The organism is Thermogladius sp. KZ2Tp1 (genome assembly GCF_051131135.1).
Classification (GTDB): Archaea; Thermoproteota; Thermoprotei_A; order Sulfolobales; family Desulfurococcaceae; genus Thermogladius.
This window is the reverse complement of sequence record NZ_CP151274.1, coordinates 1-14,276: the sequence shown is the minus strand read 5'-3', so window position 1 is coordinate 14,276 and position 14,276 is coordinate 1. Positions and strand designations below refer to the sequence as shown.

General features: G+C 57.7%; 14 protein-coding genes. 6 read left to right on the top strand and 8 right to left on the bottom strand.

What is annotated here, in order from left to right:
• The first annotated feature begins 29 nt into the window (after nt 1-29).
• Nucleotides 30-404 carry a hypothetical protein gene (locus tag WLZ34_RS00070; RefSeq protein ID WP_434731367.1) on the top strand — a complete coding sequence of 125 codons (375 nt, stop codon included), beginning with the start codon at nt 30-32 and terminating at the stop codon, nt 402-404.
• Between the two features lie 18 nt (nt 405-422).
• Here the strand turns inward: WLZ34_RS00070 and WLZ34_RS00065 are convergent, their stop codons facing one another.
• The 6 genes from WLZ34_RS00065 to WLZ34_RS00040 all read right to left on the bottom strand — a co-directional run bounded on the left by WLZ34_RS00065 (nt 423) and on the right by WLZ34_RS00040 (nt 8,529).
• Complete coding sequence (locus WLZ34_RS00065; RefSeq protein ID WP_434731366.1) at nt 423-1,706, bottom strand: amidohydrolase family protein; 1,284 nt, start codon at nt 1,704-1,706, stop codon at nt 423-425.
• Nucleotides 1,707-1,756: 50 nt separating this feature from the next.
• The gene (locus tag WLZ34_RS00060; protein ID WP_157864704.1) at nt 1,757-2,278 is read right to left on the bottom strand and encodes a DUF2299 domain-containing protein; all 522 of its coding nucleotides are present in this window, start codon (nt 2,276-2,278) and stop codon (nt 1,757-1,759) included.
• A gap of 70 nt (nt 2,279-2,348) precedes the next feature.
• Nucleotides 2,349-3,563 carry an ABC transporter permease gene (locus WLZ34_RS00055; protein ID WP_434731365.1) on the bottom strand — a complete coding sequence of 405 codons (1,215 nt, stop codon included), beginning with the start codon at nt 3,561-3,563 and terminating at the stop codon, nt 2,349-2,351.
• The gene (locus WLZ34_RS00050; RefSeq protein ID WP_434731364.1) at nt 3,564-7,091 is read right to left on the bottom strand and encodes a hypothetical protein; all 3,528 of its coding nucleotides are present in this window, start codon (nt 7,089-7,091) and stop codon (nt 3,564-3,566) included.
• Between the two features lie 5 nt (nt 7,092-7,096).
• The gene (locus tag WLZ34_RS00045) at nt 7,097-7,819 is read right to left on the bottom strand and encodes an ABC transporter ATP-binding protein (RefSeq protein WP_434731363.1); all 723 of its coding nucleotides are present in this window, start codon (nt 7,817-7,819) and stop codon (nt 7,097-7,099) included.
• Nucleotides 7,816-8,529, bottom strand: coding sequence for an HD domain-containing protein (locus WLZ34_RS00040; RefSeq protein ID WP_434731362.1), 714 nt, complete (start codon nt 8,527-8,529; stop codon nt 7,816-7,818). Before WLZ34_RS00040 ends, WLZ34_RS00045 begins: the two co-directional genes overlap by 4 nt.
• A 106-nt stretch (nt 8,530-8,635) precedes the next feature.
• Between WLZ34_RS00040 and WLZ34_RS00035 the strand changes: the two genes are divergently transcribed.
• The 3 genes from WLZ34_RS00035 to WLZ34_RS00025 are packed head-to-tail and all read left to right on the top strand — an operon-like array spanning nt 8,636 to nt 10,925.
• Nucleotides 8,636-9,100, top strand: coding sequence for a PadR family transcriptional regulator (locus WLZ34_RS00035; protein WP_434731361.1), 465 nt, complete (start codon nt 8,636-8,638; stop codon nt 9,098-9,100).
• A complete protein-coding gene (locus WLZ34_RS00030) occupies nt 9,091-10,065 on the top strand; it encodes an ATP-binding cassette domain-containing protein (RefSeq protein WP_434731360.1) in 975 nt (324 codons plus the stop codon). The genes WLZ34_RS00035 and WLZ34_RS00030 overlap by 10 nt, the downstream gene beginning before the upstream one ends.
• The gene (locus WLZ34_RS00025) at nt 10,065-10,925 is read left to right on the top strand and encodes an ABC transporter permease (protein WP_434731359.1); all 861 of its coding nucleotides are present in this window, start codon (nt 10,065-10,067) and stop codon (nt 10,923-10,925) included. The genes WLZ34_RS00030 and WLZ34_RS00025 overlap by 1 nt, the downstream gene beginning before the upstream one ends.
• Here the strand turns inward: WLZ34_RS00025 and WLZ34_RS00020 are convergent.
• Together WLZ34_RS00020 and deoC are read right to left on the bottom strand one after the other, a co-directional pair.
• Nucleotides 10,912-11,784 (bottom strand): spermidine synthase, encoded by an 873-nt coding sequence (locus WLZ34_RS00020; protein ID WP_434731358.1) that lies wholly within the window; start codon nt 11,782-11,784, stop codon nt 10,912-10,914. The genes WLZ34_RS00025 and WLZ34_RS00020 overlap by 14 nt on opposite strands.
• A 1-nt stretch (nt 11,785) precedes the next feature.
• On the bottom strand, nt 11,786-12,493 hold the full coding sequence (gene deoC, locus WLZ34_RS00015) for a deoxyribose-phosphate aldolase (RefSeq protein ID WP_434731357.1): 708 nt from the start codon (nt 12,491-12,493) through the stop codon (nt 11,786-11,788).
• A gap of 54 nt (nt 12,494-12,547) precedes the next feature.
• Between deoC and WLZ34_RS00010 the strand changes: the two genes are divergently transcribed.
• The gene (locus WLZ34_RS00010) at nt 12,548-13,258 is read left to right on the top strand and encodes a DUF72 domain-containing protein (protein WP_434731356.1); all 711 of its coding nucleotides are present in this window, start codon (nt 12,548-12,550) and stop codon (nt 13,256-13,258) included.
• Nucleotides 13,255-14,274, top strand: a complete 1,020-nt coding sequence (locus WLZ34_RS00005; protein ID WP_434731355.1) for an RsmB/NOP family class I SAM-dependent RNA methyltransferase — start codon at nt 13,255-13,257, stop codon at nt 14,272-14,274. The genes WLZ34_RS00010 and WLZ34_RS00005 overlap by 4 nt, the downstream gene beginning before the upstream one ends.
• The last annotated feature ends 2 nt before the right edge of the window (nt 14,275-14,276 follow it).

Sequence of the window (14,276 nt, the reverse complement as noted above, 5' to 3'; positions counted from 1 at the left end):
CGATAGCGAAGCCGTGCCGGGGTGGTAGGTTGGTCAATAGAGTACTGGTATCGGCCCTGACGATCGTTTCCGGGGTATTCTACGGTGCCGAGGCCGCTTCGTTATACGTCGGCCTATCCTACGTACTAGACTTACTCGCGTTCATGAAACCAATGATATCCTACTTCGAGGGTCTCAGGCTCGTGTTCACCGGCTTCAACCTCCTGTTGTCGCTGCTGTCTTTGACCGTAGGGATGCTAGCGTTAAAGATACGCGAGGAAAGGCTCGTCTCCCTATCGCCAGTACTGATGTTTGTCACAGTAGCGTCTATCCCTGCTGGAGGCGGGTTCCTCGTAGGTTCCGGGCTATCTGCTCTGGCCACAAGCCTACTGCTCGGCGAGGGTGTGGAAGTAAGACTGGCCTAAAACGCGTTGGCTCAGGGCCTAGGGTTTGGGACCCGTGATCCTGTCCTTCAGGATCGACCCGGCCTTCATGGCTAACAGGATCCTGTTTTTGTCCAGCAGTACCCTGGGGTCGTCGAGGGGGTTGCCGTCGACTATTATCAGGTCTGCTAGCTTCCCCTTCTCGAGGCTGCCTGTCTGGTCTCGTAGGCCAGCTACCTCGGCAGCGTTGATCGTCGCGGCCCTCAAGGCCTCTATTGGGGGCATCCCGATCTTCTCGACGAACAGAACGAGCTCGAGCGCGTTGTCGCCGTGCCTGAATGCCTTCGCGCCGCCCCAGAAGTCCGTCCCCGTAGCGAGCTTGACGCCGGCCCTCCACGCTGCCCTAGCCCTTTCGACATGGTACTTGAAGAGAAAGCTCTCTTTTTCAAGCGACCAATCGGGGAGACCCAACTCCCTGCCGTACGTGAGGATGTGCTCCGAGACGGCGAGCGTCGGCACCACTACGGCGTCCTTTTCCAGCGCGAGCTGGATCCCCGTCTCGTCGATCATGTCTGCGTGGGCGATGACCTTCACACCACCGAGTAGCGCGTTGACTATCCCCTTGTCCCCCTCCGCGTGAGCGTGGACGAACCTCCCAGCAGCCTTCGCCTCCTCGACGATCGCCTTTATCTCCTCCAGGGTGAACTGCGTGTACTCGGGCCTGTCCCTCTGCGACATCACGCCACCCGTTGTGAAGATCTTTATGAAGTCTGAGCCCATCCTAAGCGCGTACCTCGCGGCCTTTCTGCACTCGTCTACGCCGTCGCAAATGAGCGAGGCGAACGGTCTTATCCTGTAGGGCGACCTTACGTCGCTCATCTCTAGTGGGAGGTAGTGTGTGTCTCCGTGGCCGAAGGTCTGCGAGAGTGGTGCGCCGGCCGCAACTATCCTAGGCCCTACAACAGTCCCCTCCTCTACGGCCTGCTTCAGGCCAAGGGCGATCAATCCGCCGGCGTCGACAACGGTCGTGAACCCAGCTTCGGCTAGCGCCTCTAAGTCCCTGACAGCCCTAGCCACGAGTGTTTCGTAGCTCGTCAAGAGGGGCTCTTTCACCACGTCACCTGTCCTTAGGCCTGATAGGTGCATGTGGGCGTCTATGAGCCCCGGCATAACGACCTTCCCGCCGGCGTCAATGACCCTGTCCGCCCTGGAGGCGTCGACTTCGCCGCTAGTGCCCACGTCGGCTATGTACTTGCCCTCGACTAGCAACCTAGCGTTCTCGACGATGCGACCCTTTTTTACGTCTAGGACACGTGCGTTGTCGATTAGTATCGTCTCTATCACCCTGATACACTAGAATGGGACCGGCTTTAAAAACGTATACATATATGCGGTCAGGCGTACATCTGCGTGTGCTTCTGCTCTCTCTGCTGTGGTAGTATCGGGTACGCCTCGTTGAAGAGCGAGACTATTATGGAGTACGCGTTGAGAACCCTCATTACCGTCTTCAGAAAAACCTGTTTACCCTGAGCTCTTACCTCGTCGTCAAACAAGACTAGCGCCACTGTCAGGGTCTGCGGGTCTAGTATACTGGGCTGGATCGTGAGCTGGCAGTCCACGCAGGCGGTCAGCAAGATCCTGGTCAACCTGCTCATGAACCTCAGGACCTCCTCTTGCCTCATCGACGTCAAGTACTTCCTGTGCTCCGGTGAGACTACCACGCCGATCAGGACAACCAGCCTGTCCGGCTTGTCCAGCGTCTTGAAGACCTTGAAGTTCACCTGGAACGGTGGTGGCGTGTTGACGTCGAGCCCCCACGTGATCCTGGCCTCAGGCGGCGCCTCCAGCTTCCTAACAATAAAGCCCTCCTGTATAAGCCACTCGTTAACTCTCTCCTCTACGCTGTCCTTGCTCAAAAACCCATACACCTACCCATGAAACTATCTATGACGGAAAGTAAAAAACGTTTACAAGCCCGAGCACGCGTCACTCGTACCTAAGGGCCTCGGCTGGCGGGATCTTGGCGGCCCTGTAAGCCGGGAGTATTGACCCGAGGACACCCACGAGGATTGTCAGGCCGATCACCCCTCCGATCAAACCGGGCGTGAACTTGGGGGCCGTCCTGATCGTCACCTTGAAGAACTCGCCGCTGGATATCGTAAGACCTCTAGACGCTAGCTGGAAAGCGCCTACAACCCCGCCCGCGATCCCGATGGCTCCTCCAATAAGGCTCATCAGTATACCCTCGAACAACGTCAACACGACCACCTGGGTGTCCGTGAAGCCGATGGCCTTCATGACGCCTATCTCCCGCGTCCTCTCCATGACGCTCGTGATCATCGTGGACGCTATCCCAGCCACTGCGACGGCGAATGCCGAGAGACTGGCCGCGAAAGTCATGAAGTTGACAGCGCTAGTGATAGACGACGCGATCCTAGCGATGCCAACAAACGAGATAACGTTGGCGTTGTTCCCGAGTAAGTCGCTGATCTCCCTCGCCACCTCGTCAACGTTGGTCGGCGAGTCGACTAACACGAGTATCCCGCTCCAGTCGCTGGCACCCATGAGCAGTCTGGCCGAGTTGAACGGGACGAAAATCGACTTGTCGGGGTTGAGGAATAGCGCTCCACCGTACTTCGCGAGGACGGCGGAAACCATGATGTTCAACCTCCTGGTGGAGACGCCGTTAGAGTTGGACACGTAGACGGTTACGGACACGACGTCTCCAGGCGAGTAGACCCGGTGACCATTGTCGTCGTAGGCGATGTCGTACCCTATCATGCCCTTCCCGACGTCCGCCTGTGTCGGGGGAGTGCCCTCCAAGACCTCGAGTGACGTGATCGCCTTCAGTAGGAAGTCGGAGTCTACGGCATAGAGGAATACCGTGTCGGTCGGCCTGCCGCCCAAGTACCCCTGTGTACTGTAAAAGGGGGCTGCGGATACGACGTGGTCGAGGCCCTTGATCCTGTCGAGGTCTCTCTCGCTCAGCTTGTAGCCCTGACTCGGCGTGACGATCACGAGGTTCTGGCCGAGGCCCTGGATCTGGTTTACGATGTAGTCGCTGTAAGACGAGGTGACCCCGTATATCATGGTGATAGCGAGCGGGCCTATTGCCACCCCGATGATCGTGAGGAGAGCCCTAGCTTTCTTCTCGGTGAGCCCCTTGTAGCTCAGCATGATTATGTCGGAGAGCCTGAACATCTACTGCGCGCTCCTCCTAGCGAAGAACTTGCGGTAGAACAGGTAAAAGAAGCCGGCGAGGAACAAGGCCACCGCGCCCACCGTCAACGCGTAGTACAGCTGGACGCCCTGCTCCGATGCTGGAGTAGGCGTGGGGAGGGTGGCGTTAGTCACTGTGAGCGGGACAGTGAAGTCCTTCTCGTAGACGTTGTTGTACTCGTCTTTAAACGTGACCCTCAACGTGATCTTGTCCAAGGTTATCTGCCCCACGCTCATTTCGACTCTGAACCCTGTTTGCGACGCCGCGTCTAGATCGCCCAGGAACTCATAAGAGGAGGCGTTGCCGTATATACAGTACACCGTCACACTCCTCGCTCTGGAAACGCCGGTGTTGATGATCATCCCGTTGACCACTAGAGTCCCTCCCACGACCTTCGCGTTAGTGTCCGGGGTCAATACCAAGTCCGCGAATGGTTTGACCGTGAAAGCCACGGTCTCGTTGAGGGTCTCCACGAAGCCGCTCGCGTCCTTGTAGATGACCGTCACAAGGAAGACAGCGGTGGGCGACGAGGCCGTCACCCCGGGTGCTACGGACACGCTTACAGGGTTGTACACCAACCTGAAGGACAGGGTAGCGTTGCTCTTTGGTGGCAGTACCTCGATATACCTCACGTTGTCGAGGGGTACCGCCGTCATGCTCTGCGGTATTAGCAGCACGTAAATGTCGTAGACCGGGTAGTCGTACGCGTTGGACAGGTATACCCTCGCCAACCCGGTGCTGTTGGCGAACTCCACGGCTACCCTGTCTGTGTACACGCCGAGCAGAGGCGGCCTAGGAGAGACCACGAGGGGGATGCTGATGTTCAACTCGTACCTCTCACCCCAGTGGTCGGTGAAGCTAACCCGTGCTACCAGAGTAAAGTTCTTTAGGGGCTCGCTCGTTACGTCTAGGACGAACAAGACGTCTACGAAAGCACCTTTCGCCGCGCTCCCGGTCTGCGCGCTCGTTAACTGACTTATCAGGCCGGCCAAGCTAACCCCCCTCTGGGCTACCTGAGCGTACTGGGCGATCAGCTGGGGGAGGCTGCCAGTGAACCCCGTGGCCTTCTGGGCGAGCGTAAAGGCGTCGACCAGTCCCGACGGGAGGTCTGCCTCGACGACGACCCCGTTCATCACGGGGAACTCCGCGTTCAGGATCCTAGCGTAGTAGACGGCGCCCCTCTCCCCGGGGTACGGCTGGCCGGTCAGCCAGCCGTAGGACACGACGCTTATCGCCTTCAACGGGTCGCTTATGGTGAGGAGTACTTTGAAGAACTGCCTGCTCACCTGTGCTAAACCTCCCGCTGTAGTGGCATAAGACACTTCGAGGGTACCGCTGTAAACACCCGGGGCAACGCCCCCGACGTCGAGGACGAACGACGCGGTGAAGACCTGGAAGGGTGCTACCGGTCCCTGGACGTAGTAGGTGATGCTGTAGTTGTCGTGGCTCCTGAACCCCTCGGGGACGACGAGCTTCAGCCAGACCCCGCTGACCTGGTAGGGCAGGCTGTTGGCGAGGGTCACGGTGTAAACAGCACCGGTGGAGTTCGGGTAGGCAGTGTAGCCGTTGAGCCAGTTTGCGGAGACCAGTGAAACACCGGCACCAGGCTCCCAGCCTGGTAGCAGGACATCCAACTCTCTACTGGTCGTTAACAACTCGTACGTGCCTACTCCCGCAGCCGCGTACATGAGTGTCAGGTTGAACCTCTTTAGTCCGGGCGAAGCCTTTGAGAGGTCCAGGTAGAAGACCAGGCTCGCGGTGGAGCCGGGCTGGACTGGCACCTGGTTGGTGACGTTGTTGTTGAGCACTCTGAGGTCGGACGCGAGAGGCGTGAGAGAGGCTATGAGTGTGCCTAGCGGCACTGGACCCGGGTTGTACACGATAATGGTCAGGGGGGCCATAGCGTCGCCAGGGTAGACGTACTGCGGGGTGTTGTAACCCCAGAAGTAGCTCGAGACCACTGGCTCGCCTACACTGGACGCGAGTTCGTCCGGGGGGCTCACTAGTATGCCGGTGCTCAAGGCGATCTCGACCAGCTTAGTCGAGCCGTCGTGGTTTGTCAGAGAGCCCCTCACGTAAAGCCTGAGCGAGTGGTATCCGGGTCTAGCGCCGGGCTTCACCAGTATGTCGGCGAACTCGACTCTCGTAGTCGCCAGCGGCTGGATGTTTATTCCGTGGACTACTAGTGTCGCTGGGTAGAAGTCCTCAGGCAGGTGTAGCTCGATAGTCGAGTCCTCGATGTAGGCGCTCATCGAGTTGTACAACTCGACGACGAGGGTGTTCCCGGCACTATTCGGGTATGCCGCGCCTCTAGCCCAGTGGACCCCCTCGACGTAGAGGCCGATCGGTGGGCTGTCGACGGGTAGTAGTAGGTTGATCGTAGCTGTGGCGGGAAAGCTCGAGCCGCTGTAGAGCACCACCGCATCGAGTACAAGGGTCAAGCGGACGAAGGTCGCGTTCTCGAACAGGTTAACCCCTCTCAGTACCAACGTGAAGACGTCGCCGTAGTTGACCGGCCCGTCTACCACCACTACCTCGACGCTCGAGAGGTTGCTGAAGTACCCGTTCTCCACTCTGGCGTAGACGACGATGTTCTTGATCGTGTAAGTCGTGAAGCTGCGGATCGTCACCGAGACCCCCGTGTTGTTCATCCCCGGTAACACGATGTCCCCTGTGAAGCGGTAGTCCACGACCTGTAGTGTTAGATTGGGCGCCCTATCAACTGTAAACTCGAAGGACAGCTGGGCGGAGGCGTTGTACTCCACGCCGTCGCTAGTCGTCAGGGTGGCGTTTAGCAGGAGCAGCCCCTTGTACGCGCCGGGGGCCGCGTCGGGGCTTATCGCCAGCCCGTTGTAGGCCAGTGTTCCGACCCCGTTAGGTGGTAGCGTAGATATGCTCGTCCTATTGCTCTCTGCCTTAATGAAGTCCGGGAGGCCCACCTCCGCGTCAAGCCTCGTTATCGTAGTGTTACCGTTGTTTTCGACCTCTATGACCAGGCTAGTGGGGTAGGCTCCGGGATAGCCCGCGGGCGTCCAGTATACGTCTCTCACCCCCACTTCGAGTGGGGGTAGCGGGCTGACGGTGAGGTTACCGTAGAGGACTTGGTAAGTTAACACGCCCTCCTTGACGTATGAGACGTTGAGCTGGAACACGTAGACACCTGGGCTGACGTACTTGCTAACGTCTACTATGTAGCGGTAGTCTAGTAGAGACCCAGACGTCACGGCGTACCCCAGCGTGTAGTTGGACGGCGCCACGCAACCCGGCGACCTGAGAGTGAAGCCCGCGGGGAGGTTGATACACGCGACCGGGTTGTAGGCCGACTGGTTAGAGCTGTACAGAATGCTCACGGTAAGCAGCGCACCAGTGCTCCCGGGGTAGACGTCCCCGCCGGTCCTGGAGACGAACGTCACGCTCTGGAGCGTCCAGTCGCCTGCCGGCAAGGACATCGTGGGTATAGGCGCGAGCAACGCCAGGACGAGCCCTAGTATCGCTAGGACAGCGCGCATGGGTCTCACACCACCCCCATGTTCGCTATACACCTCTCCTTCACAGGGGACTTCACATCGACTATCTTGCCGTCCCTGATCACGTATATCACGTGGCTACAGTTGGCTACCTCGGGGTCGTGAGTGACCGTTATAACCGTCAGGCCCTTCTCGTTCAACATCTTGAACGTCTCCATGACCACTCTTGCGGAGGCCCTGTCGAGGTTACCTGTCGGCTCGTCGGCCAGGAGTATGACCGGCTTGCCGACTATCGCCCTCGCGATCGCGACCCTCTGTTGCTGCCCCCCGCTCAACTGCGTGGGCTTCTTCCTCAGCCACTCCTCCTCCCCGCCCACCATTTTGAGGGCTTCCACAACCATTCTCTCCCTCTCGCCCCTCGGTACGCCTCTCGCTACTAGGGGTAGCTCCACGTTCTCCATTACGCTGAACCTCCCTATCAGGTTAAACCTCTGGAAGACGAACCCTATCAGGTAGTTCCTGTAGAAGGCCATCTCCCTACTAGACAGCCTCGAGACGTCCTTCCCCGCGAGTATGACGTCTCCTCTAGTGGGCTTGTCGAGTAGGCCGATCATGTTCAAAAGCGTGGACTTCCCCGAGCCGCTGGGCCCCATTATGGCGACGAACTCCCCTTTCGCGACTCTTAGGTCCACACCTCTAAGGGCCGGGGTCTCGATATCACCGGTCTTGTACACCTTCCAGACGTCTCTAAGCTCGACTATATAGCTCAAGAGCCACCACCGCAGTACGGCTTGAAAGACTCGATAAGCCTCCCCCTTCCCTCGAATAGGCCTTCGAATACACGGTTGGCCCCTACTCTCCTGGCCTTCTCGTCAATAACCTTAATAGGGTTACACCCCTCTTTATCCAGAGTCTTCAAGTTGTTGACGAGGACCTGCTGTAGTACGTCGACAAACCTCGCGTCCGCGGAGTCCGCGATGTGGACTATCAAGCCCTCCAGCGTAGTGAAGGGCTGGAGGCCGTGCGCCTCCGCCACAGCTCTGATGAGCCTGTCGGGTGCGCCACGCCTCGCGAGCTCGGCTACAAGGGAGTAGTCGTGGGAGACAAACCAGTCGCTACGGGGCTTGTAGCCGCCCTCGACCTCGTCCTTCTCGTACTGGTAGTACTTGAACAAGTCGTGGAGTATGGCGGCGGCTATCACAAGGTCTCTGTCCGCCTTTAATCCGTAAACGGTCTCGACGTAGTCCCTGATCCTCACGGCTAACTCCACGACGCCAAGAGTGTGGAGTAATAGGCCTCCCGTGAAGAAGTGGTGTTTGCGCGGCGCAGCGGGGGACTCGTGGAGGGTCACTAGTGGTCTCGCGTCAGTGAACGTCAGGGCCGGGCTGTTGAGCATGTCCAGTACCAGTTGCCTAATGCGGTGGTCACTTATACTGCCGGCGTACTCTAGTAGCCTATCGAGCAGCTGGCTCACGGCCATCACACCCGATATATCAGCAGATATACTGTTAGGTTATAAATATATTCGATCAGAAACGCTTATAAAGACGCATGTATCTGGTGATATACTTAACGGTGGCAGGGTGGTGGATAGACTCATTTACAGAGGGATGCTCAGGGTGATCGTACTGAAAAGCCTCTCAGAGCAGCCTTTGCACGGCTACGCGTTGATGAACAAGGTCGAGGAGTCCTACGGTTTTAAGCCGAGCCCAGGCGCCATATACCCGCTCTTGCGGAGGATGATCTTGGAGGGGCTTGTCACGGTCGAGGAGAGACGTGTAGGCGATAGGGTCGTGAAGGTCTACAGTATCACGGATAAGGGGGTCTCGTACCTGCGGGAGCACGCAAGCCTCGTGACGCTACTAGACCAGTTGTCGGCGAAGCTGAAGATTGCCGGTGATATAGGGCTGTTGGCGCTCGCCAAGAACATGTTCTGGCTGTTCAGGCACATAAACGAGATACCGAGCGACAAGCTCAACGAGTTCAAGCCGAAGTTCTCCGAGCTGAACGAAATGATATCAAAGCTCAAGAGGGTGGGAGCGTGGAGGTAGTCGTTGTAGAGGATCTAGTCAAGAAGTACAGGGACGTCACAGCGGTGAACAGGGTCAGCTTCACGGTGAAGAGAGGTGAGGTGTTCGCTCTGCTGGGGCCGAACGGCGCTGGCAAGACAACTACGATACACGTGATCGCCACGCTGCTTAGGCCGACGTCCGGAAGGGTGCTTGTAGGAGGCTTCGACGTGTCGAGGGAGCCGGGCAAGGTGAGGAGGCTTGTCGGGGTCGTGTTCCAAGAGCCGAGCCTGGACAACCAGCTCACTGCTTACGACAACATGTACGTCCACGGCAGGCTCTACGGACTCAGGGGTAGGGAGCTCCACGAGAGGATTATGGAGATGCTCGACTTCGTGGAGCTTAAAGAGTTCGCGTATAAGCAGGTCAAGTACTTCAGCGGAGGTATGAAGCGGAGGCTCGAGATCGCTAGGGGGCTCCTCAGCAACCCCGATATACTGATCCTCGACGAGCCCACGATAGGGCTTGACCCGCAATCGAGAGCCAGGGTTTGGGAGTACATCAGGAAGCTTAGGAGCGAGCTCGGCATTACAATACTGATGACCACGCACTACCTAGACGAGGCAGACGAGCTCGCGGACAGGATCGCGATCATGGACCACGGGAGGATCGTCGCGATGGGCACGAGCCTCGAGCTGAAGAACATGCTCGGCAGCGATGTGATCTACCTCAGGTTCGCGCAGCCGGTAACGGAGAGCGTATGCCGGGAGTTCAGCGGTGTCAAGGACTGCAGACTGCTGAAGGACGCTATGGTCGAGTTGGTGGTGGAGAACGCAAACAAGCTGCTACCAGAGGTCATGAAGGTCGTCGTGGAGAGAGGGCTCAGCCTCCAAGAGGTGAGCTACAGGAAGCCGAGCCTCAACGAAGTCTTCCTCCACCTGACGGGTAGAGAGCTGAGGGACAGCCTCGAGACCCCGCAATCAGTCGCGAGGAGGTGGCACAGGTAGTGTACAGGGACCTCTCTCCTCTAGTAGCAATGGTTTACAGGCAGGTCAAGAGGTGGATGGGAGCCAGGTCGAGGCTCGTCTCCACTGTGCTGAACCCGCTGGTGTGGATCATATTCCTGGGCCTCGGCTGGGGGTCGGTGTTCTCGGGGACGAGTTTCAGCGGGTTGCCGACCGGGGTACCCGTTCCACCCGGCCTCTCGATCTCCGACATGATCCAGAGGTATTTCAACGCGATCTTCGGCGGCGTAGACTACCTTACATTCATGGTCAGCGGCATGGCTTCGATGACCGTGTTCATGGGCAGCTTCATCGGCGGGTTAAGCGTGATATGGGACAAGCAGTTCGGTTACTTGAAGGAGACGCTTGTAGCCCCCGCCTCTAGGAAGCTCGTGATAGCTGGTAGGATACTGGGCGACGCTATCATAACTACGCTGCAGGGGCTGATCGTGGTGCTACTCGGCCTTGCGTTGACTGGGGGCTTGAGGCTGGTCGGCATACCCATAGCGATAGTCTATTTGTTCATCTCGGCACTGGCCTTCTCGTCCCTCGGAGTCATAATAGCCCTCAAGCTGACAAGTGTGGAGGGCTTCCAGATGTTGATCAACCTACTGACAATGCCGCTGATGTTCATGAGCGGCGTGTTCTACCCGTTCACCACGATGCCCGACTGGATGAAGGTGTTTGCCCAGTTCAACCCCCTGAGCTATACTGTCCACAGCGTGAGGTACTGGCTTACCGGCGCCGACGTCGGCCTCTACCCGATGAGCCCTGTAAACGACCTCATAGTGCTCGCAGTAGTAGGGTCTGCGATGTTGTGGTTAGCGGGGGTCATTTTCGAAAAAACTTCTATTGAGGAGTGAACCCCCTCGGGTAGATAACGCCTACTAAAATGAGCCCCTTGAACCTCCTCCCGTCAATGTAGACGTTTTTCACGCCCCTCTCCCTCATCCTCTTGTCGAACTCGTCTGGTTCTAGTTCTAGCGGGTTGTAGGCGTCTGAGGCTATAATGAAGTTCACATTAACGGCGAAACTAGGTATCCAAGTCCAGTACTCGCCAGTGTACTTGAAAGCCCTAGACAGGTTCTCTTTCACGTACAAGTAGTCTTGCGTGTAGAAGTAACTAGAGCCGGCCTGTGTGACGAGAACGCCGTCCCTCTTCATTATGTTCTTCAGTTTACTGTAGAACTTGTAACTATAGAGGGGCTTCGCGGCTGGGCCTGCGTACGGGTCTGTCAGGTCTAGTATAACCACGTCGAAGTCTCTTTCACTGGCTTTCTCGACGTACACTAGTCCGTCCATGATCACGACCTCTGCTCTAGGGTCGTGGAAGCTGCCCTTGTGCATCACCTCCAGGTACTTCTTCGAGAACTCCACGACGTCTCTGTCGATGTCCACCATGGCCGCCTTCTTCACCGTGCTGTGCTTCAGCACCTCCCTCAGTGTCGCCCCTTCACCGCCCCCGATGATGAGGACTCTCTCGGGCTTGGGGTGTAGTGCCATAGCGGGCTGGACGAGGAGCTCGTGGTAGATGTGCTCGTCTGCTTCCGTGCTCTGGACGAAGTTGTCGATGACAAGGGCCTTCCCGAACCCCTCTATCTCGACGAACGCGATCTCCTGGTAGGGGGTCTTCTCGACCGCGTAGACTTTGTTGACCTTCAGCACGTGCCTGGTGTACTTGCCTGCGGGTTCTAGTATGATTAACCCCTCGAACTCCACCACGTCACCCCACCTTCATTTTGAGGAACTCCTCGATTATCTTGTCGCCCGTGCTCGTACCGATCCTAGTAGCCCCCGCGTCTATCATGGCCAGCGCGTCGAGGGCGTGCCTGATACCGCCGGAGGCCTTGACACCTATTCTCCCCTCGACGGCCCTGTACAACAGGTTCACGTCGTGCACCGTTGCCCCCTCGCCGAGGAAGCCGGTGCTAGTCTTAACGAAGTCGGCACCCGACTCCACTACCAGCTTTGCTGCTTTTATTTTTTCTTCGTCCGTGAGTAGACCGGTCTCTATTATGACTTTGACGACCACCACCCCTCTGTCCCTCGCCTCTCCCACGACCCTCTTCAGCTCGTTGAGGACATAGCTGTAGTCGCCCGACTTAAACGCGTTCAAGTTCATCACCACGTCTACTTCTCTGGCCCCAAGCTCGGCGGCCTCAACTACTTCGGCGACTTTCACCCTCGTCGACGTGTTGCCCAGGGGGAAGCCTATTACGGTGGCGACCCTAATACCCGCCCCTCCGAGTTCGATGGCCTTCGGGACTAGGCTCAGCGGCACCACCAGCGCTTTGAAGCCGTACTTCTTGTAGTCGTTCACGTACTTCTCTAGTTGCTTGTAGTCCGACTGAGGCTTGAGTAACGTGTGGTCGATCATCGAGGCTAGTTCGCGATCACTCATTTTCCCAAGTAGCTCCGAGATCCTGCCCATGGAACCACCCACTAATAAATGGCGTGAAGGCTCATATTATACTTAGGGATTGCCTTGGAGATATACGTTGGTACGAGCGGGTGGCTGTACATTTGGAACGAGGAAGGCACTTTGGACTGGTACATCGAGGAGAGCGGATTAAACACAGTGGAGTTGAACGCGAGCTTTTACAGGTTTCCCTTCAGGAACCAGGTGTTGTCATGGGCTAGGAAGGGCGCTGGAATAAAGTGGGCTATCAAAGTCCACAAGAGTATAACGCACACGAGGAGGATGAGTGAGAGGGCCTTCGAGGTATGGCTGAAGTTCAGAGACCTCTTCCAGCCCATGGACAGGATAGTCGAGTTCTACCTATTCCAACTCCCCCCGAACTTCACCTGTAAGGAGGAGAATTTGGAACGGCTGAGGAACTTCTACGACAAGACGGGTCTCGGTCAGAGGTTTGCGCTGGAGTTCAGGCACGAGTCGTGCTTCAACGAGCGCGTGGTCGAGTGGGCCAGAGACCTCGGCCTGACACTGGTCTCGATAGACGCGCCTATAGCGACGTGGGTTGTGAACTCTAACGGGACTGTCTACCTCAGGCTGCACGGGCACACGGAGTGGTATGGCTACGAGTACTCGGAGAGCGAGCTCCGAGAGCTGGCAGAAAGGGTCGTCTCGCAGAGACCCTCGAGAGTGTTCGTGTACTTCAACAACGACCACTACATGCTGGAGAACGCCCGGTTGATGAAGAGGATCATGGAGTCCATGGCTGGAGTAGGCCAATGATCGACGCGTCCACGATCTACAGCGAGATCTACGTAGAGGCCGGTGAGAAGGCCAAGCAACTGGCAGAGAGGTACGGCTACCTCCCCTACATGGTCCAGCGCTACCTGTTAATCCTAGGTCACGAAGAAACGTTGAAGCTACTGGAGGCGTTCGAAAGGCCGTTGAAGCCCGTGGTGAGGGCCAACACATCCCTAGTAGAGCCTGGCAAGTTGAGGAGGAGGCTCGAGGAGATGGGCTTCGGACTAGAGGAGGTGCCATGGTACTACGGGGCTTTCAGGGTGGTATCCTCTCCTGAACACCCCACGATCGGGGCGACCCACGAGTACCTCAAGGGGCTGTACTACGTACACAGGGACGCCTCAGCGCTAGCCCCAGTACTGCTGTTACTACACGACTACAGGGGCGACGTACTCGACGCCTGCGCAGCACCTGGCGGGAAGGCCACTTTCGCAGCCCAGCTACTGGTGGGCCAGGGGGCGGTCTACGCCAACGACGTTCACCTCCCCCGCTTAAGGGCCCTCGTAGGGCACTTCGTGAGGATGAAGCTCCCCAACAACGTCGTCACTTGGGCCGACGCCCGCCGGCTGCCAAGGTCTTGGGGGAAGAGGTTCGCCAGAGTCGTAATGGACGTCCCCTGCAGCTCTGAGGGGACCATAATGAACGACCCCTCGAGGAAGACCAAGACTACACTAAAGGACCTGGCCGTGCTCGCCAAGAGGGAGATAGAGCTGCTCCGAGCCGGCGTCGACATGCTTGAGCCGGAGGGTATTCTGGCCTACATCACGTGTAGCATTGCGCCGGAAGAGAACGAGTACGTCGTGTCAAAGGTCCTGGAGTCGAGGAAAGACGTAGACGTTGTAGAGCCGCCGGTGAAGCTCTTCGAGTGGGACAGGGGGCTGACCTCGTTCCACAGGCTTGTTTTCGACGACAGGGTGAGGAGGTGTGTTAGGATATGGCCGCACAGGCACCAGATGTTCGGCTTCACCTTCTGCCTCCTCACGAAGGTGAGGTGGTAGAG

Coding starts and splice junctions, on each gene's coding strand:
- deoC (WP_434731357.1), bottom strand. CDS start 12,493: ATGGGCAGGATCTCGGAGCTACTTGGGAAAATGAGTGATCGCGAACTA.
- WLZ34_RS00055 (WP_434731365.1), bottom strand. CDS start 3,563: ATGTTCAGGCTCTCCGACATAATCATGCTGAGCTACAAGGGGCTCACC.
- WLZ34_RS00005 (WP_434731355.1), top strand. CDS start 13,255: ATGATCGACGCGTCCACGATCTACAGCGAGATCTACGTAGAGGCCGGT.
- WLZ34_RS00050 (WP_434731364.1), bottom strand. CDS start 7,091: ATGCGCGCTGTCCTAGCGATACTAGGGCTCGTCCTGGCGTTGCTCGCG.
- WLZ34_RS00040 (WP_434731362.1), bottom strand. CDS start 8,529: ATGGCCGTGAGCCAGCTGCTCGATAGGCTACTAGAGTACGCCGGCAGT.